This is a genomic window from Bergeyella cardium, from assembly GCF_009914665.1.
Taxonomy (GTDB): Bacteria; Bacteroidota; Bacteroidia; order Flavobacteriales; family Weeksellaceae; genus Bergeyella_A; species Bergeyella_A cardium.
In genome coordinates this window covers 1,422,731-1,440,972 of sequence record NZ_CP029149.1, presented here as the reverse complement: position 1 = coordinate 1,440,972, position 18,242 = coordinate 1,422,731, and the positions used below count along the sequence as shown (strand labels likewise).

Annotated in this window: 20 protein-coding genes; 3 read left to right on the top strand and 17 right to left on the bottom strand. The window is 40.8% G+C overall.

Annotation, left to right across the window (positions count from 1 at the left end):
- Position 1 precedes the first annotated feature (1 nt).
- The 12 genes from nuoL to DBX24_RS06615 form a co-directional block, all read right to left on the bottom strand.
- Positions 2–1,906, bottom strand: a complete 1,905-nt coding sequence (nuoL, locus tag DBX24_RS06670) for an NADH-quinone oxidoreductase subunit L (RefSeq protein WP_120489401.1) — start codon at positions 1,904–1,906, stop codon at positions 2–4.
- Between the two features lie 6 nt (positions 1,907–1,912).
- Positions 1,913–2,239, bottom strand: coding sequence for an NADH-quinone oxidoreductase subunit NuoK (gene nuoK / locus DBX24_RS06665; RefSeq protein ID WP_185123861.1), 327 nt, complete (start codon positions 2,237–2,239; stop codon positions 1,913–1,915).
- A 6-nt stretch (positions 2,240–2,245) separates the two neighbouring features.
- The gene (locus DBX24_RS06660; RefSeq protein WP_120489403.1) at positions 2,246–2,740 is read right to left on the bottom strand and encodes an NADH-quinone oxidoreductase subunit J family protein; all 495 of its coding nucleotides are present in this window, start codon (positions 2,738–2,740) and stop codon (positions 2,246–2,248) included.
- Positions 2,740–3,291 carry a NuoI/complex I 23 kDa subunit family protein gene (locus DBX24_RS06655; RefSeq protein ID WP_120489404.1) on the bottom strand — a complete coding sequence of 184 codons (552 nt, stop codon included), beginning with the start codon at positions 3,289–3,291 and terminating at the stop codon, positions 2,740–2,742. Before DBX24_RS06655 ends, DBX24_RS06660 begins: the two co-directional genes overlap by 1 nt.
- 77 nt (positions 3,292–3,368) lie before the next feature.
- Complete coding sequence (gene nuoH, locus DBX24_RS06650; protein ID WP_120489405.1) at positions 3,369–4,433, bottom strand: NADH-quinone oxidoreductase subunit NuoH; 1,065 nt, start codon at positions 4,431–4,433, stop codon at positions 3,369–3,371.
- Between the two features lie 38 nt (positions 4,434–4,471).
- A complete protein-coding gene (locus DBX24_RS06645; RefSeq protein ID WP_120489406.1) occupies positions 4,472–5,491 on the bottom strand; it encodes an NADH-quinone oxidoreductase subunit G in 1,020 nt (339 codons plus the stop codon).
- A gap of 94 nt (positions 5,492–5,585) precedes the next feature.
- Positions 5,586–6,938 (bottom strand): NADH-quinone oxidoreductase subunit NuoF, encoded by a 1,353-nt coding sequence (gene nuoF, locus DBX24_RS06640; RefSeq protein WP_160224362.1) that lies wholly within the window; start codon positions 6,936–6,938, stop codon positions 5,586–5,588.
- Between the two features lie 92 nt (positions 6,939–7,030).
- Positions 7,031–7,543: an NADH-quinone oxidoreductase subunit NuoE family protein gene (locus DBX24_RS06635; protein ID WP_120489408.1), complete on the bottom strand. Its 513-nt coding sequence runs from the start codon at positions 7,541–7,543 to the stop codon at positions 7,031–7,033.
- 70 nt (positions 7,544–7,613) lie between these two features.
- Positions 7,614–8,834: an NADH-quinone oxidoreductase subunit D gene (locus tag DBX24_RS06630; protein WP_120489409.1), complete on the bottom strand. Its 1,221-nt coding sequence runs from the start codon at positions 8,832–8,834 to the stop codon at positions 7,614–7,616.
- Between the two features lie 16 nt (positions 8,835–8,850).
- On the bottom strand, positions 8,851–9,345 hold the full coding sequence (locus DBX24_RS06625; protein ID WP_160224361.1) for an NADH-quinone oxidoreductase subunit C: 495 nt from the start codon (positions 9,343–9,345) through the stop codon (positions 8,851–8,853).
- A gap of 30 nt (positions 9,346–9,375) precedes the next feature.
- Entirely contained in the window at positions 9,376–9,933 is a 558-nt protein-coding gene (locus DBX24_RS06620) for an NADH-quinone oxidoreductase subunit B (RefSeq protein WP_160224360.1), read from the bottom strand.
- Positions 9,934–9,978: 45 nt separating this feature from the next.
- Positions 9,979–10,350, bottom strand: coding sequence for an NADH-quinone oxidoreductase subunit A (locus DBX24_RS06615; protein WP_120489412.1), 372 nt, complete (start codon positions 10,348–10,350; stop codon positions 9,979–9,981).
- 162 nt (positions 10,351–10,512) lie between these two features.
- Here DBX24_RS06615 and bshA point away from each other — a divergent pair, with 162 nt between their 5' ends.
- From bshA to DBX24_RS06600, 3 genes are all read left to right on the top strand, one after another.
- Positions 10,513–11,658 (top strand): N-acetyl-alpha-D-glucosaminyl L-malate synthase BshA, encoded by a 1,146-nt coding sequence (bshA, locus tag DBX24_RS06610; protein ID WP_120489413.1) that lies wholly within the window; start codon positions 10,513–10,515, stop codon positions 11,656–11,658.
- A 122-nt stretch (positions 11,659–11,780) separates the two neighbouring features.
- Positions 11,781–12,800: a UDP-N-acetylmuramate dehydrogenase gene (murB, locus tag DBX24_RS06605; protein ID WP_160224359.1), complete on the top strand. Its 1,020-nt coding sequence runs from the start codon at positions 11,781–11,783 to the stop codon at positions 12,798–12,800.
- A gap of 3 nt (positions 12,801–12,803) precedes the next feature.
- Entirely contained in the window at positions 12,804–13,217 is a 414-nt protein-coding gene (locus DBX24_RS06600; protein ID WP_160224358.1) for a hypothetical protein, read from the top strand.
- A 2-nt stretch (positions 13,218–13,219) separates the two neighbouring features.
- On the opposite strand, the gene DBX24_RS06595 is transcribed toward DBX24_RS06600, so the two are convergent.
- The 5 genes from DBX24_RS06595 to DBX24_RS06575 form a co-directional block, all read right to left on the bottom strand.
- Positions 13,220–13,741, bottom strand: a complete 522-nt coding sequence (locus DBX24_RS06595) for a GNAT family N-acetyltransferase (protein ID WP_160224357.1) — start codon at positions 13,739–13,741, stop codon at positions 13,220–13,222.
- A 7-nt stretch (positions 13,742–13,748) separates the two neighbouring features.
- Complete coding sequence (locus DBX24_RS06590; protein ID WP_160224356.1) at positions 13,749–13,970, bottom strand: PspC domain-containing protein; 222 nt, start codon at positions 13,968–13,970, stop codon at positions 13,749–13,751.
- Between the two features lie 16 nt (positions 13,971–13,986).
- Positions 13,987–15,270 (bottom strand): DUF2851 family protein, encoded by a 1,284-nt coding sequence (locus DBX24_RS06585; protein ID WP_160224355.1) that lies wholly within the window; start codon positions 15,268–15,270, stop codon positions 13,987–13,989.
- A 469-nt stretch (positions 15,271–15,739) separates the two neighbouring features.
- Positions 15,740–16,912, bottom strand: a complete 1,173-nt coding sequence (locus tag DBX24_RS06580) for an efflux RND transporter periplasmic adaptor subunit (protein ID WP_160224354.1) — start codon at positions 16,910–16,912, stop codon at positions 15,740–15,742.
- Positions 16,913–16,966: 54 nt separating this feature from the next.
- Entirely contained in the window at positions 16,967–18,235 is a 1,269-nt protein-coding gene (locus DBX24_RS06575) for an ABC transporter permease (RefSeq protein ID WP_185150746.1), read from the bottom strand.
- Positions 18,236–18,242 lie beyond the last annotated feature (7 nt).

The window sequence follows — 18,242 nt, the reverse complement described above, 5'->3', positions numbered from 1 at the left end:
ATTATAGTAAAAAGTTAATAATTAATATAATTCCTACTGCCAATGCCATAATCAGCAGATAGTTCTCCACATTTCCATTTTGGAATTTCTTCATCGCTCTACCAGAGTCCTCTGCTCCATCTCCTATAAACTGAGCGGTAGAGTCTAAAATATTTTTATCAAAAGCCCTTAGAACCTTACCTAAACCTTCGGCTGTTTTTACAAAGAGAGCATTATAGATTTTATTGTCATACAAGGTCTTTGCGGAAAGTTTTTCCCAACCTGAATACTCAGCAAGAGGGAGTTTGGCTTTATTTACATAGATATTTCTCACAATAAACCATACAGTAAAGAACATTATAATGGTAAGGGATAAGAGAAGCATCTCCGTTGTGAAATCTACTGCTAAAACAGAGGTTTCGTGCAGACTTTTGCCCTGCTCAGTAATGATTGGGCTCAGCCACTGATTGAGGAAAGAGAAATGACCGTGCCCTACAAAGTGAGGGAGATTAAAGAAACCTCCAAATACCGAAAGCACTGCTAAAACGATTAAAGGTAAAGTCATATTTAAAGGGCTCTCGTGCAGGTGATGCTTCTGCTCCTCCGAGCCTCTAAAATCCCCATAAAAAGTAAGGTAATATAATCTGAACATATAAGTAGCCGTAACCGCTGCAAGCACAAAGAGTATAACCCAGAATGCTGGATTCTTAGCAAATGCTGCGATAAGGATTTCATCTTTTGAAATCATACCAGAGAATAGCGGCATACCAGAGATTGCCAAGGTCCCGATAAGGAATGTCCAATGGGTAACAGGGATATACTTTCTTAAACCACCCATATACCTCATATCTTGCTCTCCGCTCATTGCGTGGATTACAGAACCAGAACCGAGAAAGAGCAACGCTTTAAAGAATGCGTGCGTCATCACATGGAACATCGCTGTAGTATAAGCCCCTAAGCCCAATGCTACAAACATAAACCCAAGCTGAGAAACGGTAGAATATGCCAAGACTTTCTTAATATCATTCTGCCTTAGAGCGTAGAACCCAGCTAATGCTGCCGTTAGAAGACCAATAAGCAGTATTATATCTTGCACAGATGGCGCCAGCGTATAAAGGAAATTTGAACGAACGATGAGGTAAATACCCGCAGTAACCATCGTAGCAGCGTGGATAAGCGCCGATACAGGAGTAGGCCCCGCCATCGCATCAGGGAGCCAAGTGTAAAGAGGTACTTGTGCCGATTTACCCACCGCACCGATAAATAAACTCAGTGTAATGAAGATAATTATAGTGCTGTCCATTCCAAATACACCTGCATTATTGGCTACACTGATATAGTCCAAAGAATTTGTCTGCTGAGCGATAAGAAAAATCCCTATGAGCAAACCTAAATCCCCAATACGGTTCATTATAAATGCCTTTCTCGCTGCTTTACCATACTCCCAGTTTTGAAACCAAAAACCAATTAAGAGATAGGAGCAAACACCTACACCTTCCCAGCCGATGAAGAGAATGAGGTAATTAGACCCCATTACCAAAAGGAGCATTGAGAAGATGAAAAGGTTGAGATAAGTAAAGAATTTATAAAATCCTGTATCGTGGCTCATATAACCGATAGAATAAAGGTGGATAAGCGAACCGATACCCGTGATAATCATCACCATCATCAGAGAAAGCTGGTCAATCTGGAAACCGAAATTCACCTGCATACCATTTACTCTGAACCATTCAAAAGTCTTTACTATTACGGGTTGGCTATCAGAATCAAAGTTGAGAAACAGGCTTACTGCTATACAAAATGAAGAAAAAACCGCTAAAGTTGCTATACTCCCCACTAAAACCTTTGGAAGGTATTTCCCAAAAAATCCATTGAAAAGGAAACCTATAAGCGGCAGTAATATGATAGTATAAATTAAATTTTCCATTCCTTATTATCCCTTTAATTTATTTAAAATACTCACATCTACAGATTTTGTATTACGATAAATCATTGCAATGATAGCCAAACCTACTGCTACTTCCGCAGCTGCTACTACCATAATAAAGAATACCAGTATCTGCCCATCTCCATTTCCTTTGTATGCAGAAAAAGCTGCTAAGAGAAGATTTACGGAATTGAGCATAAGCTCTACACAACCTAAAATAATGATTGCATTTTTCCTGAGTAGTACACCCAGCACTCCCAAGCAAAACAAAACTGTACTCAGCACAATAAAGTTCTCCAAAGGAACACTTTGTATAAAAGTATTTGCTTCCATAATATCTTATAAATCTCTTTTACCAATTAATACTGAACCTACAATACCTGCCAGAATAAGAATTGAAGCAAGCTCAAACGGGAGGACATATTCATTAAACAAAAGCCCACCAAGATTTTTTGTAAGCCCTACTGAATAATCTACATCCTGTGCTACGGCTCCTGTTTTCAAGCCTCTATAAGCCCCAAGCATACCGATGAAAAGTATCCCACTGGCAATAATCCCAATGAATTTATTGATGCTCTTCTTTCTACTTTCATCCTGATTGTTTAAGTTGAGCATCATTAATATATAGAGGAATAAAACCATAATAGCCCCTGCATATACCATTATCTGAACAATTCCCAAGAACTGTGCATTGAGTAATACATACAAGCCTGCTATTGAGAAAAAAGTAACGATGAGCGAAAGTAAAGAATACAACGGATTCTTTGCGAATACGAAATAAACCGCACTACAAAGCGCTACTCCCGATACCAAATAGAAAAGAAATTGCTCCATTACTTCTTTAATTTTAAAAAGTTTCTTTGTTTTTCACTTTGTCTTTCAGACACATCTATTCTGTCATCCATAGATTCTAAGAGTTTTTCCTTACCATAGATAAATGAGCCTCTATTGTTCTCTGGCTCTACAAGGCGATCGGTAAGGTAGATTGCAGATTTAGGGCAAGCCTCCTCGCAGAGACCGCAGAAAATACATCTAATCATATTGATTTCGTAAGTAGCTGCATATTTTTCTTCTCTGTAAAGGTGCTTTTCATCTTTCGTACGCTCTGCTGCCGTCATTGTAATGGCCTCTGCCGGGCAAGCCACAGCACAAAGTCCACAAGCGGTACATCTCTCCCTACCCTCATCATCTCTTTTGAGGACATGGCGACCTCTCCAAACCTTAGCACGAGGCTTTTCTTCATCAGGATAAGATACACTGCCTGGCTTTTTAAACATATGCTTCAATGTAATACCCATCCCCTGAATAATTGCAGGGAGATAGATACTCTCACTGAAAGTCATTTTTTTATTAGAGACAACCTTAGATCTATTGGTTAATTTCATTTCTTCTTTATGTTTTAGCTAAAAGTATAAATCCCATTAGCTCTTAAATTCTAAACTATTCTATTAAATCTCTACTATTAGTTATTAAATAATAATATGATAGCGCCTGTTATCAATAGGTTTATCAATCCGAAAGGGATTAATTTTTTCCAACCGAGATGCATTAGCTGATCGTATCTGAATCTTGGAATCGTCCATCTAATCCACATAAAGAGGAATATTCCAAAGAATACTTTTATAAGGAAAGAGACAATGCTGAAAACTCCCGCTACATTTTCTCCCCAGTTTTCTGCTACCCAGTCTATACCAGGATAATTGTACCCACCGAAGAACAGCACAGCGATAAGGGCATTTGAGATAAACATATTTACATACTCACCAAACATATAAAGCCCTAATTTCATTGATGAATATTCGGTAGAATACCCTGTAACCAATTCGGATTCGCACTCTGGCAAGTCAAACGGGTGTCTGTTGGTCTCCGCAAGTGCAGCGATAAGGAATATAAGAAAAGCAAAAGGCTGATAGAAAATATTCCAGTTTATCCCTGAAACTTCTGGTACAATGCCCCAAAGTTTCCCGTGCGTCTGTTGCTCTACAATTACTTTTAAATCCAATGAACCGCTCATCATTATAATCGCTAAAAGCGCAAGCCCCATTGCTAATTCATAAGAAATCATCTGCGAACTCGCACGGATAGCTCCGATAAGCGAGTATTTATTATTTGAAGCCCAGCCCCCAAGCATCATTCCATATACAGATACAGAGGCTAATCCTAAAATATAAAGAACCCCGATATCAATATTGGCTACTTGTAAATCAAAAGACTCTCCAGCAATATTTATCGTGCTTCCCCAAGGGATAACCGCCCCTGTAAGCAATGATAAAAACATTACGATAGAAGGACCGATAACGAATAAAAACCGCTCTGCATTGTCTGGCGTAAAGTCCTCCTTAAAGAAGAACTTCCCTCCATCAGCTAAGGGTTGCAAAAGTCCGAAAGGTCCTGCTTTATTAGGTCCTATCCTGTCCTGCATTACGGCTGCTACTTTTCTTTCTGCCCAAGTAGAATATGCTGCTACTGTAAGAGATAGAAGGAATAAAGCTAAGACTAATATGATTTTAAATGTAATTAATTCCACTTTTATAAAATTAAATTTTACTAAGATTCGGTGAATAACTATCCATTACTGGTTTCCTTTTTATCAGGAGACCCTATTTTATTTTGGTTGAAATGATTCCAAAGGTTGGTTTGCTCCTTAGGCTGAGGCGTTTCATAGTGGTTGAGAGAGATAACGGAATGTCTCTCAATATTTCTTGGACCTTCTACCGTCCAGTACTTAAGATCTTTCTTATGGAAACGGCAATCATCACAAATAAATTCTTCTACTTCTCCATATTTATCTTTTCTACCTGTAACACGAACGATTTCCTCACCTTTCATCCAGATAACGGCTTTTCCGCTACATTTATCGCAGTTGCAAGTAGCATTCATAGGTTTTGTAAACCATACACGGCTGGCAAAACGAGCCGTTCTATCTGTAAGTGCTCCCACAGGACACACATCTATCACATTACCAATAAAATCATTTTCCAATGCTTTATTGAGATAAGTTCCTATTTCTGCATGCTCACCTCGGAACAGGATGCCGTGCTCTCTCTCTTCTGTAAGCTGATTTGCCAGTAAAACACATCTTGCACACAGAATACAGCGGTTCATATTCAGTTTGATATTCGGACCTATATCTTCTGCATCAAAAGTTTTCTTTTCAAACTCCATTCGGCTATCGGAAAGACCGTGCTCATAGCTGAGGTCTTGCAAATGGCACTCCCCTGCCTGGTCGCAGACTGGGCAATCAAGAGGGTGATGGATAAGCATAAATTCGGTAACCGCTTTTCTCGCCTCCTGAGTTCTTTCAGAGGTAAGGTTTTTCACTTCCATACCATCCATTACGGCTGTACGGCAACTTGCTACCAATTTAGGCATAGGTCGTGGATCTGCTTCGGAACCTTTTGAAACCTCTACGAGGCAGGTTCTACATCTTCCTCCACTATGTTCAAGTTTGCTATAATAACACATCGCTGGCGGTACAGACTTACCACCTATCTGTCTTGCCGCTTCTATAATCGTAGTCCCTGGCAAAACTTCCGTAGTCTGTCCATCAATGGTTATTTTAAACTTTTTTACTTCTTCGCTCATATGATCAGCGTTAAAATTTTATTTATCAGCTCTTAAAATTAAACTTCTAAAAGCGTTTTAGGCTCTTCTTTTTTTTATCAATATTCTAATCCACTTACTCGGCTGGCACTGGGATTGGGTCAGCATAATGCGCCAATCCGAATGGTTTTACCTTAGCGAGTTCAGGCGTTTTTACATAATATTCAAACTCATCTCGGAAATGTCTGATAGCTGCCGCCACAGGCCAAGCTGCTGCATCACCGAGAGGACAAATCGTATTACCTTCTATCTTTCTCTGGATATCCCAAAGTAAATCAATATCCTTCATCTCGCCTTCTCCATTTACTATTTTCTTCAAGATTCTGTAGAGCCAGCCTGTCCCCTCTCTACAAGGAGTACACTGCCCACAGCTCTCGTGATTATAAAACCTTGAAAGTGTCATCGTATGCTCTACAACCGACTGGTCTTCATCCAATACGATAAAACCTCCCGAACCCATCATCGTTCCCGTAGCAAAGCCACCATCGGAAAGAGATTCGTAGTTCATATATCTCGGCTCTCCTTTTATGGTTTTGAGCAATAGATTAGCTGGCAAGATAGGAACAGAACTTCCACCAGGTATGCAGGCTTTCAGCCTTTTTCCATTAGGAATACCTCCGCAATATTCATCGGAATAGATGAATTCTTCTACTGTAATGGTCATATCAATCTCATAAACACCAGGTTTATTGATATTACCACAAGCGGAAATCAGTTTCGTTCCTGTAGATCGCCCTACACCTATCTTTGCATACTCAGCACCCGTCATATTAATAATAGGTACTACAGCAGCGATAGATTCTACATTATTTACTACAGTTGGTCTCTCCCAAAGCCCTTTTACAGCTGGGAATGGGGGTTTTAATCTCGGATTTCCTCTCTTACCTTCGAGGGATTCGAGGAGTGCCGTTTCCTCTCCACACACATATGCCCCAGCACCTCTTTGCACATATATTTCCAAGTCAAAACCAGTTCCTAAGATATTTTTTCCTAAGAAACCAGCATTTCTTACCTCTTCAATAGCGGCTTCCAGTATATCTGGAATCCAAGAATACTCACCTCTTATATAGATGTAGGAAGCATTTGAACCCAAACAATAAGAAGCGATGATTATCCCTTCTATTAATATATGAGGAATATGCTCCATAAGGTATCTGTCCTTAAAGGTACCGGGTTCTGACTCATCGGCATTTACTACCAAGTGTCTTGGTATTCCTTCGGGTTTTGCAAGGAAGCTCCACTTCATTCCTGTAGGGAAGCCCGCACCACCACGACCGCGAAGTCCAGAGGTTTTCACTTCCTCTAAAATCTCTTCGGGCGTCATTTTAAGAGCCTTCTCAGCGGCTTGATAACCGCCTTGCTTTCGATATACATCAAAATATCGAATTCCCTCTATGTGAGCATCTTTAAGTAAAAGTTTTTTACTCATTTGTCTATTAAATTTTGTAAGTATCTAAAATAGCTTACACTTAATTATTCAACTTTATTTCAATTACTCTCTCTTCAAGAGTATTTTTATTTTTAATCCAAAGCTATGGCTCCCTGTCGGCAAAGCTCAAGGATTTCATCTACTTTCTCTATGGTCAAGTTCTCGTGATAAAACTTACCGAGTTGCATCATTGGTGCATAGCCACACGCACCGAGGCATTCCGCAGGTTTTAATGTAAATAGCCCATCTTCGGTAGTCTCACCATCTTTTATATTGAGCTTTGTGCGAATATGGTCGAGAATTTTCTCACTCCCTCTCGTCATACAAGGGCCTGTACGGCATACTTCCAATACATATTTACCTACGGGCTGCATATTAAACATCGTATAGAAAGTTGCCACTTCATATACTTCAATAGGTTTTATGTCTAATAAGCTCGCCACATAATCCATTACAGGGACATCTAACCAGCCTCCAAATTCTTTCTGTGCAATATGGAGAATGGGGATGAGAGCAGATTTCTGCCTTCCCTCTGGGTATCTTGCGATAATTTTCTTTACCTGCTCTAAGGTTTCAGGTTTGAAAGTTATTATTTTTTCGCTCATTTTCTTTTGCTTTTTTTCAGGTAGTTTGTCTCTGCCTTTTTTATCTTAAATTTTATTTGTTGAGCCAGATTTAAGCATCGAGCTCACCTGCAATTATATTCATACTACACATTGTAACAATGGCATCTGAAATCCCAGCTCCCGTAATCATTTCTGGATATGCCTGATAATAAATAAAGCAAGGTCTTCTGAAATGCAATCTGTACGGACTTCTCCCTCCATCGCTCACTAAGTAAAACCCGAGCTCTCCATTTGCTCCTTCTACACAATTATAAACCTCTCCTACAGGTATATTGGTCTCTCCCATTACAATTTTAAAGTGATAAATAAGGGATTCCATTTTAGAATAAACATCTGATTTCTCAGGGAGGTAATATTCTGGAGCATCTGCGTGGAAGTCTCCATCTGGAAGGTTTTCATAAGCCTGTTTAATGATTTTAAGAGATTCCCAAACTTCCTGCTGGCGAACCATAAATCTATCATAAGTATCACCAGAAGTTCCCACTGGAATGATGAAATCAAAATCCTCATAGGAAGAGTATGGCTGTGCTACACGCACATCATAATCCACTCCTGTCGCTCTGAGGTTAGGACCTGTAAATCCATAGCTTAAAGCCCTTTCGGAAGAGATAGCACCTACATTGATGGTTCTATCCATAAAGATTCTGTTTCGCTCTAAGAGGGAGCAGAATTCTCCATATCGCTTAGGGAAGTTTTTAATAAACTCCTGTAAATATTCGTGGAATTTATCATTAATATCTCTTTCAAAGCCACCGATTCTTCCCATATTGGTCGTCATCCTCGCACCGCAGATTTGCTCATACATATTGTAGATACGCTCCCTGTCTTGGAACATATAGGTAAGCCCCGTAATAGCTCCTGCATCCATACCTGTAACACCATTGCAAATCAGGTGGTCACCAATCCTTGCAAGCTCCATAAGGATTACCCTTAGATAATCTACCCTCTTAGGCGTTTCTATGCCCAAGAGTTTTTCTACGGTCATATGCCAGCCAAAGTTATTAATAGGCGCAGAGCAGTAGTTCAGCCTGTCGGTCAAAGTAGTAATCTGAGTAAGATTTCTCCTTTCGGCAATCTTCTCAAATGCACGGTGGATATAACCTACGGTTTGCTCGGAGTGGAGGATTTTCTCTCCATCCATCGTGAGGACATTCTGGAAAATCCCGTGCGTAGCGGGGTGTGTAGGCCCGAGATTGAGGGTATAAAGTTGCCCATCAATCTGCTCATTAATATCGTGGTTTAATATATTAGATAGCTCGTTGTTTTTCATATCTATTAATTGTGAATTACCTTCCGAACATTAAATCGTTTTTATCTGTTCTTGTACCATCTTCCAGTCTATACTCTTTCAGAAGAGGGTGGAAGCCTAAATCTGGCATATTTAGAATAACCCTTAAATCAGGATGCCCTTTAAATTTAATCCCAAAAAAGTCAAAGGTTTCTCTCTCCATCCAGTTGGCACCAGAAAATAAATCAACCAAAGAATCTACTTCTGCATTTTCTCTCGGCATAAAGGTTTTAAGGCGGATTCTCACATTCTCCATCATATTATGAAGATGGTAGATAACCCCGATTTCTTTCCCTTTATCATTCGGATAATGTATACCGCAGATATCGGTTAAGAAAAAGAAATTAAGAGACGAATCTTTGAGGTAATGAATCACCTTTTTTATCTCTTCTTTTTTTATTTCAAGAGTTAACAAACCATACGGCTCCGAAGCAGACAGCACGGCTTCTGGGAACTCGCGGGTAATGGCTTCTAAAACAAATTCATTTGTCATTTTCTCAGCTTTTAAGCGCTAAACAAAGTCTTAATTAATTCCGTAAGATTCTAATAACTTCTGATATTCTGGCAAATCTCTCCTTCTAATGCTTTCACTCTCTGCCAGTGCTTGCACCTGGAGCACACCTTCTATAATCTGCTCTGGTCTTGGCGGGCATCCTGGCACATACACATCTACGGGGATAATTTTATCTATCCCTTGGAGAACGGAATACGAGTCAAAAATACCACCACTACACGCACAAGCCCCTACAGCTACTACCCATTTAGGCTCTGCCATCTGGGTATAAATCTGCTTCAGTACAGGTCCTAATTTTTTGGAAATAGTACCGCAAACCATCAGCATATCTGCCTGTCTTGGCGAGAATGAGTTTCTCTCCATACCATATCTTGATGCATCATAGGTAGGGTTTAGCATTGCCATATATTCTATACCGCAACAAGAGGTAGCAAAAGGAAGAGGCCAAAGAGAATATTTCCTTGCCAAACCGATTACACTGCTCAGTTTTGTAACAAAAAAGCCCTCACCTTCATATCCTTCGGGCATTTCTGCGGTAGTGATTATCTTTTTATTATTATTAGACATTATCTTTTTTATTGTTTCGCTTGATTATTTTGTTCGAGTCATCGGTTATTTATTCCAATCCAAAGCTCCTCTTTTCAGCACATAGAAAAAAGCCACGAAAAATATAGCTACGAAAGTAAGCACAGCTAAAAAGCCTTCTACTCCAAATTCTTTAAAATTCAAAGCATAAGGATAGAAAAATACCACTTCTATATCAAAGAGTACGAATAAAACTGCGGTAAGAAAATACTTTATAGAGAAAGGCGTTCTTGCGTTTCCTTCTACCTCTACACCACACTCAAAACTCTGGTTTTTTGTGGTGGTGGTTTTCTTTTGCCTTGGTCCTAAAAAATGCGCTCCCAATAGAGAGACCGCTACAAAACCTATAGCTACAACAGCTTGAATTAAAATCGGAATATAATCATTAGGTAAATCCATTTTTACACTCAATTTTATTTGGGGGCAAATTTAGCCAATTAAAATCATCATTAAAAAATAAAAGACAGCAATATCCCCTTTAAATGCCCTAAAATGTTAAATTTATAAATCATATAAATTAATTTTTAGTTACCTTTGAGCCCCAAATTTTAGACTTGAATAATGAAAATAGGAATCTTATGTTATCCCACTTATGGAGGTAGTGGAATTGTGGCAACAGAGCTTGGGATGACGCTCGCAGATAAAGGCTACGAAGTTCATTTTATCTCTAATAATCTACCCGCGAGGTTAGACATTACAAACCCCAATATTTTTTTCCACAAAGTCAATGTACAGACCTATCCTCTTTTTCAGTATCAGCCCTATGATATTGCGCTTTCTTCTATGATTTACAGGGTGAGCACGCTTTACAAGTTAGATCTTCTGCACGCTCACTATGCTATCCCTTATGCTTATGCGGCATTTACTGCCAAGCAGATGCTCAAACAAGATGGCAAAGACATCCCTCTCATCACTACTTTACACGGGACAGACATCACTCTGGTGGGTCAGCATCCCAGCTATAAGCACGCGGTAGAGTTCTCCATCAATCAGTCCGACACCATTACCGCCGTTTCCGAGAGTTTAAAGAAAGATACCCTTCAGTTTTTCAATATCAAGAAGGAGATAAAAGTCATCAATAACTTTATAGATAATAGTCTATTTATAAAATGTACGAAGTGCGACCGCAGCCAGTTTGCCCTTCCAAATGAGAAAATCCTCATCCATATCTCAAACCTCCGACCTGTAAAGCGGATAGAAGATGTACTACAGATTTTCAGGAATGTAAACAGGAAAATAGCCTCCAAGCTCATCATCATAGGCGAAGGTCCCGATATGGAAAAGGTAAATGAATTTCTGGAAAACCATACCGAACTGATAGACAAAATCCGCCTTCTGGGCAAAACCAATGATTTATACAAAATCCTTGAGCTCTCCGACCTCTTCCTCCTCCCCTCCGAGCAAGAGAGTTTCGGTCTCGCTGCCCTTGAAGCAATGGCAGCATACACTCCCGTTATCAGCTCAAATGCTGGAGGTATCCCCGAAGTAAATATACAAGGAGAAACAGGCTACTTAGCAGAAGTAGGAAATGTAGAAGCGATGAGCAACTATGCAATAAAACTCCTGAGTGATGACCACCTCCTCAACCAAATGAAACAACAAGCAAAAGAGCAAGCCCTCCGCTTTGATATAAAAAACATTATCCCCCAATACGAAAAAATGTATTCCGAAACTTTGGAAAGCAGCAAAAAAAATACAGTCTTTTAAAGACTGTATTTTTTTTGCTATTAGCTTTAGGCAGTAGGCTGTGGATGGTAAGTTTGTGGTAATCGCATCACCGGCTACGGTGCGGTGCTACGGCTATAAGCATATTTGCTATCTTTGCAGCTATGGAAATTCAAGAAAACATCTCCCTAAAACCTTTTAATACATTTGGAATAGAGGTACAAGCGAGGTTCTTCACTCGTGCAAAAAGCATCGATGAGCTGAAAGCTGCAATAGGCTTTGCAAAGGATAAAAACCTTCCGCTCCTCTTCCTTGGTGGCGGGAGTAATGTACTTTTCACCGAGAATTATAACGGTCTGGTGGTTTTAGTCCAGATGAAAGGAATCACAACTCAGCCTGCGGGTGAAAATGAGGTTTTGGTAACGGCACAGGCAGGTGAGAACTGGCATAAATTCGTGCAGTGGTGTCTTAGTCAGAATTTCGGTGGGCTGGAAAACCTCTCATTAATCCCAGGAAATGTAGGCACCTGCCCTATGCAAAACATCGGGGCGTATGGAGTGGAGATTAAGGACAGATTTCACCACTGTAAGGCGCTCAATATTGAAACTTTGGAAGTGGAAGAGTTTAGCCTTTCCGATTGTAAATTCGGCTATCGGGAATCTTTCTTCAAGCGCGAGGGCAAAGGGAAATATGTGATTTTGGAAGTCAGTTTCCTCCTTACCACGACTAATCACGAACTGAAAACAGGCTATGGAGCCATCCAAGAAGACTTGCAGCGCTTAGGGATTTCCAAACCTACGATACAGGAGGTTTCAAAGGCAGTGGTGCGCATCAGAGAAACCAAGCTCCCCAATCCAAAGGAGACGGGCAATGCTGGCAGCTTCTTCAAAAACCCAGTTATCAGCAAAGAAAAGTTTGAAGCACTCAAAAACCTTTACCCAGAAATACCGAGCTATCCAAATGGTGATTTCATCAAACTCCCCGCAGGCTGGCTGATAGAAAAAGTAGGCTGGAAAGGCAAGCAAGTGGGAAATGTAGCGGTGCATAGCCGTCAGGCACTCGTGATTATCAACCGCACGGGAGAGGCAACTGGAAAAGAGATTTTTAATTTCTCGGCACAGATTATCGCTTCTATAAAGGAGAAATTTGGAATCGAGCTGGAAAGGGAAGTCAACATCATCTAAAAAATGAGCGATATAGATATTTTAGTAGATAAAACGGTAGAATTCGCCATAGACGAAGCCACTCAGAAGCTCAATTCCGAACAAAAGTTTCAGCCATTTTCTTTTCTGATAAATTCTGATGGTGGCTTTACCTCCGTTATTCCCGCCGTGTATGATTATTATTTTGATGAAAGTGTAATGGTAGATTCTTTTAAGAGTTTTGGGAATGAAAAACTAATGGGCACTGCCGAGGGGTTTTGCATTTGCTATACCTCCAGTGTCTCTTTAAAGGGTGGCGAGGCCGAGGCAATCGTCGTATTCTGTAAGTTTAAGAATGACCATCTCCCTCTCAAAACAAGGATTTATTACTTCCCATTTACCACCTCTCACGGCAGTGTTTTCATAGATTTTGAAGCCTCTTTCGCCAGCGAGGCTTAGCCCTAAACCTCTACACCATAGACCGTCCTGTGGATTTCCTGCTCTACCGCTTGGATATCCTCTGGGAGCCAAGACGCCATAAGGAAGAGCTCTAATGGATTCTTACCCTCCTCATAGCTCGGCTGTATATAGCTTTCATTAATGATGCTGAGGCTATTTTTCTGGTAAAAGCCAATCCGCCTCTCGGCAATATCACTAAGATAAGAGGGCTCAGATTCGAGTATAATGTTAGAGTGCTCTTCTATCAGGGTTTTTACCACCACAGAGCCGAGTTTTTGATTTCTAAACTCTTCAAAAACCTCAAAATGCTCCACAAAAATACTTTCGGAGAGCTTCCAGAGAACGAGGTAGCCCACCTCTGCCTCCCGCCAGAGAATAGAATTTACAAAAGCATTCGGATGCTCAAAAAGTGCCTTAAACTGCTCATCATTTCGTCTTTCATCTGCTGGGAAAGTAGTGGTATAGGCTCTATAAATCTTCTGTGCTGAAGGATTTTCAAAAGAGTGTACGGGTATGAATTTCATTGTTCAGTTATAAATCAAAAACGCTGGGTCTCCTCACGATAAAAATATCTTTCACCCAAAGTACAAACGCCATAGCGAGGTAGATAAGAAAGAAAAAACCCGCCGTAGCAAAGGTTGAATAAATAAAAAATACCCTGAGTTTAGAAACGGGAATCCCGAGCTTTGTACCGAACCGTGTAAGTACCCCGAACCATTCGCGCTCCATTTTATGGCGTAAGTTGCTAAACATATCTTATTATTAAGTATTAATTAGGCTCCGATTTCCTGAGAATCTGCAAACCGACGGCGCAATTTAAACATTTTTTTCTAAGGCAGAAACTCCTGTATTGGTAGAGATAGCTCTGGCTTTGCAGTGCATTTTTTACCTCACAACCGAGCGCTTTCCATTCGGAGATAATCGTATTTTTCTCAGCAGGGATTTCCTTATAAAGACCAATGATTTCTTCCTTCATTTCCCCTCTTTTCTCATCAAAAGCACTGTAATAAGCGTATTTCATAGGGAGAATGACATTGATGATGATAAGGTCAATAAAGGCTGCACTGAGCTTCTTCGAGTGAGATTTTGCTACCTCCTTCCCAAACTTAAAATGCGTATCCCAATAGCTAGAAGCCTTCACTCCACTAAAAAGATTCCTCAGCTCAGGATAGGTTTTTGCCTCCATTATCTTTGAAAATAGATTTTGATTGAGATGATAGACCTGTGCCAGCTGAGAGAGCCTGATAGTTGGGAAGTTCGCCGGCCTTAGCCTTAGGAATTTCGGAGAGAAGCAGATGCTACCGAGATTAAATTTCTTAGTGATAAAATCATACTCCCTCTTCCAGCTCTGGTGCTCTTCATCGGTAGGATGAGTGAGCCAGCCAGCCTTCCCGAAGAGGAAAGATTCCAGTTGCTTTACCTCCTGACTGAGCTTCCTGATGGTAGAAAACGGAGTGCTTTCGGCTATGCTTTTAAATATCTCGGCATTTACCTTCAGCCCGAAGCTATACGCCATATAATGGAAGAGCACTGCCTCATAATCGTTCTTATAACGCTCTAATTCCCGTTGGATTTTCTCAGATTTCTCATCCAGCTTCTTCAAAAGGTTCTCTCTGTGGAAGTCCTCAGACTGCTTCTGACCGAGGAAAAGCTCTTGGCAGGGAATAAATTCTGCCTTTGAAGCCAGCGCCTCATACCGAGCAATAACCTCTGGGCTAATATAATTTTTGAGTTCTATTGTGGGGATATTTCGCTCCTTAAGGAAAGCGATTTCCTTGTTGTGAATAAAGACAGCGTGGAGAATTACATTCTGATACGCCTCATCTTTGGAGTGCCCGTGCAAATCCCAATCCGACGAGCGCAAGTGCAGTTCTATATGCCCCGAAAAGCGAATTCCGTTCGTCTCTATCCTTGCAACTTGGAAGTCTGCCCCAGCATCTCGGTTCCAGCTTCCAAAGTCTAATACCTTCACAGGATTTCCCTCCGTATCCTGAAAAAGATGAGTACCAAAAACCTTGTGATTCCAAAGGTATTGAAGCAGTAATTCATTCATATCTTAATCTTTGACTTGCACAAATATAAGGCTTCTAACAAATAGCTAATTGCTATTAGCTAACAGCCAACTGCTAATTATCGTTTTAATAAAAAAATACACTGTTTTTTATCAACTTTTAGGTTCTTAACCTAAAAATTCTGGTTTCTAACCTAAAATTTCCGGTCCTGAACCTAATTGAATACGGTGACCCACCTAATCGTTCGGGTTTTTAACCTAAATGACGGCCTTTTTAACCTAAAAGATAGGGTCTCTGACCCAAATGATGGGGTCTCTGACCCAAATAATAGGGTCTATGACCCCTTTTTAAAAACTTCCCCCTAGACAAATCATCTAGGGGGATTTTCTGTTATAATGCTAATGATGCTATACCTAAAAGCCAATTATCAACACGCTAGTGTCCCTACTAAGTGCCTGCCGTGCTACGGCTAAGTGCGCCACTTGCAAGATGTGCTCCCCACGCAGTGGGCTATGGCTGCTTTTTCAATTCTTCTTTATCTTTATCTGAGGGGTTCCAGACTTTTACTTCGGCATTTTTATCTATTCCTGAGAGGATTTGTACATTCACACCATCGCTTGCACCGAGTTTTACGAAGACTTTCTTAAATGAACCTCCTGGCTGCTTTACTTCTACGAATGGTATGTCGTTGCCTTTTATTTTTTCGTATTGGATGAGAGATTCGTCGAGGAGGAGGGCATTTTTCTGGGAGCTGAGGATAATCTCTCCATTGGCAGAGAAGCCTGCACGGATGTATTCGTTATTCGGATTGAGAACGCTTCCCTTTACGGGGAATTTTATGGTGCCACTCTCTTCGGTTCCTTTTGGGGCGATGAGGGTCATCTTTCCAGCAAAGGTCTTGTTTTGCAATGCTCCGATGATGATGTTCATCTCCATTCCCTCTTTAATCTTGCCGACTTGTGCTTCATCAATCTTACCCTCGAAGATGAGGTAGCTGAGGTCTGCGATGGAGCAAATGGTGGTGCCCGCATTGAAGGAATTAGCTTCTATCACTTGGCTTCCTGTTTTTACGGGAACTTCGAGGACAGTACCGTTTGCCTTAGAGCGAATCTGGGTAGTCGCCATATTTTGAAGCTCAGGAGTAGCCCCTGTACGCGCTATTTGGAGGTTTTTCTGAGCGGTGGAGAGGAGCTGCTGTGCGTTTTTGAGGCTCTGCTGATTGGCATAGAGCTGCTGCTGAGCGGTGAGGTACTCCTGCTTGGAGATAACGCCCTGTTTGTAGAGGTTCTCCTGCATTGCAAACTGTTGTTGCTGGTTGGCAAGGTTGGCTTTGGCGTTATTGATTTGCAGCTCTGCATTGCTCACCTCTTGGAGAGCAGAATTTACACTCGCCACGCTGGGAACGATGCGGAGGGTAGCAACCAACTGCCCTGCAACAACTTTATCTCCCTCTTTTACGAAGATTTTATCGATAATCCCCGAGATATTGGGTTTGATTTCTATCTCTTCTTTGGGTACAATCTTCCCCGTTGCCATTACTTTATCCTCCATATCCTGTACGATAGGTTTTCGGGTGAGGAATTCCTTGCGCTCGGAGATATTGGAGCTGATAAGATATCCGATGACAGACGATAAAGCAACGAATGCGATAAACCCGAGTACGATATAAATTGTCTTTTTCATTGTTATAGAGATTAGATTAATTTTTATTGATGTTTTAATGTTTATCCTTGTTCTTTATTCACTTCTCAGTGCATCTATCGGGCGAATGCTGATGGCTCTCTGTGCGGGGATTAAACCGATGATAAGCCCCAGTATGACCATTATCGCCATTGCACCAAATACATTGAGGTAATTGACCGTAGGGTTGTAAAACGGTGCATCTTCCTGATTTTTTGTAGCGAGATTCAGTAGCATCAAGACCAGCATACCGAAAATAAAGCCTATTAAGCCCGATGAAAGGGTGATGACGACGCTCTCCAAGAGAATCTGATTCCTCACCTCCGAAGGTTTTGCCCCGAGCGCACGGCGGATACCTATTTCTTTCGTTCGCTCCTTTACCGTGATGAGAAGGATGTTTGAAATGGCAATAACCCCCGCGATAATCGTAAGCGTGCCGACAATAATCGTGAGGAGCTGCATACCATTAAGGAAGCCCGTTACTTTTTTAAACTCATTACCGAGGTTGAATGCCCCATAGGCATTGGTATCTTCTGGTGATATGCTGTACCGGTCTTTGAGTACTTCTTTTATTCTTTCATCCACTCTACCGATATCTGCATCGGACTTTGATACAATGGCAAAGAAATCTACTTTATCACCATCGTTATACATTTTGGTAAAAGTGGATAAGGGGATATAAGCGCTATTATCACTATCAATACCGATGGACTTTTTAACACTAAAAACTCCAATAACAGTAAAGAAAATCCCTTTGATATTAATTGTTTTGCCAACAGGGTTTTCGTTCTTTTTAGCATCGAAGAAGTTCTTGTAAATCTGCTCACCGATGACTACTACATTTTTATTTTCTGAGACATCAGCATCATTTAAATACCTGCCAAACAGAAGTCTCTTTTCTGCTATTTTATTACCGATGGGGTAATCGCCTTTCAGGATATAGGTGGCAGATTTGGTGCCTCTCACCATCGTTACCCCACTCGTACCGAAATCTCCTCTTGAGTTTTGCGGAGAGATATAATCAATCTCTGGGATTTTCTTCTTCAAATATTCTATGTCTGAAAGATGAATATAGACCGTTCTCCCCTTAGGAAAACCACCATAGGGGATGGTTGTCTCCTGCCCCCAAAGGAAAATCGTATTGGTAGCAAAGCCAGAGAAGAGCTTATTGAAGCCATTCTCCATACCTTTGGCAGCACCGAGGAGGGTTACATAGAGAAACATTCCCCAGCCCACTCCTATCATTGTAAGGAAAGTCCGAAGTTTATTATTCCGTAGGGAATGATAAATCTCCTGCCAAGTATCTATTTTAAATATGATATTCATCTCGCTT

Coding starts and splice junctions, on each gene's coding strand:
- nuoL (WP_120489401.1), bottom strand. CDS start 1,906: ATGGAAAATTTAATTTATACTATCATATTACTGCCGCTTATAGGTTTC.
- nuoK (WP_185123861.1), bottom strand. CDS start 2,239: ATGGAAGCAAATACTTTTATACAAAGTGTTCCTTTGGAGAACTTTATT.
- DBX24_RS06660 (WP_120489403.1), bottom strand. CDS start 2,740: ATGGAGCAATTTCTTTTCTATTTGGTATCGGGAGTAGCGCTTTGTAGT.
- DBX24_RS06655 (WP_120489404.1), bottom strand. CDS start 3,291: ATGAAATTAACCAATAGATCTAAGGTTGTCTCTAATAAAAAAATGACT.
- DBX24_RS06645 (WP_120489406.1), bottom strand. CDS start 5,491: ATGAGCGAAGAAGTAAAAAAGTTTAAAATAACCATTGATGGACAGACT.
- nuoF (WP_160224362.1), bottom strand. CDS start 6,938: ATGAGTAAAAAACTTTTACTTAAAGATGCTCACATAGAGGGAATTCGA.
- DBX24_RS06635 (WP_120489408.1), bottom strand. CDS start 7,543: ATGAGCGAAAAAATAATAACTTTCAAACCTGAAACCTTAGAGCAGGTA.
- DBX24_RS06630 (WP_120489409.1), bottom strand. CDS start 8,834: ATGAAAAACAACGAGCTATCTAATATATTAAACCACGATATTAATGAG.
- DBX24_RS06625 (WP_160224361.1), bottom strand. CDS start 9,345: ATGACAAATGAATTTGTTTTAGAAGCCATTACCCGCGAGTTCCCAGAA.
- DBX24_RS06620 (WP_160224360.1), bottom strand. CDS start 9,933: ATGTCTAATAATAATAAAAAGATAATCACTACCGCAGAAATGCCCGAA.
- DBX24_RS06615 (WP_120489412.1), bottom strand. CDS start 10,350: ATGGATTTACCTAATGATTATATTCCGATTTTAATTCAAGCTGTTGTA.
- bshA (WP_120489413.1), top strand. CDS start 10,513: ATGAAAATAGGAATCTTATGTTATCCCACTTATGGAGGTAGTGGAATT.
- murB (WP_160224359.1), top strand. CDS start 11,781: ATGGAAATTCAAGAAAACATCTCCCTAAAACCTTTTAATACATTTGGA.
- DBX24_RS06600 (WP_160224358.1), top strand. CDS start 12,804: ATGAGCGATATAGATATTTTAGTAGATAAAACGGTAGAATTCGCCATA.
- DBX24_RS06595 (WP_160224357.1), bottom strand. CDS start 13,741: ATGAAATTCATACCCGTACACTCTTTTGAAAATCCTTCAGCACAGAAG.
- DBX24_RS06590 (WP_160224356.1), bottom strand. CDS start 13,970: ATGTTTAGCAACTTACGCCATAAAATGGAGCGCGAATGGTTCGGGGTA.
- DBX24_RS06585 (WP_160224355.1), bottom strand. CDS start 15,270: ATGAATGAATTACTGCTTCAATACCTTTGGAATCACAAGGTTTTTGGT.
- DBX24_RS06580 (WP_160224354.1), bottom strand. CDS start 16,912: ATGAAAAAGACAATTTATATCGTACTCGGGTTTATCGCATTCGTTGCT.
- DBX24_RS06575 (WP_185150746.1), bottom strand. CDS start 18,235: ATGAATATCATATTTAAAATAGATACTTGGCAGGAGATTTATCATTCC.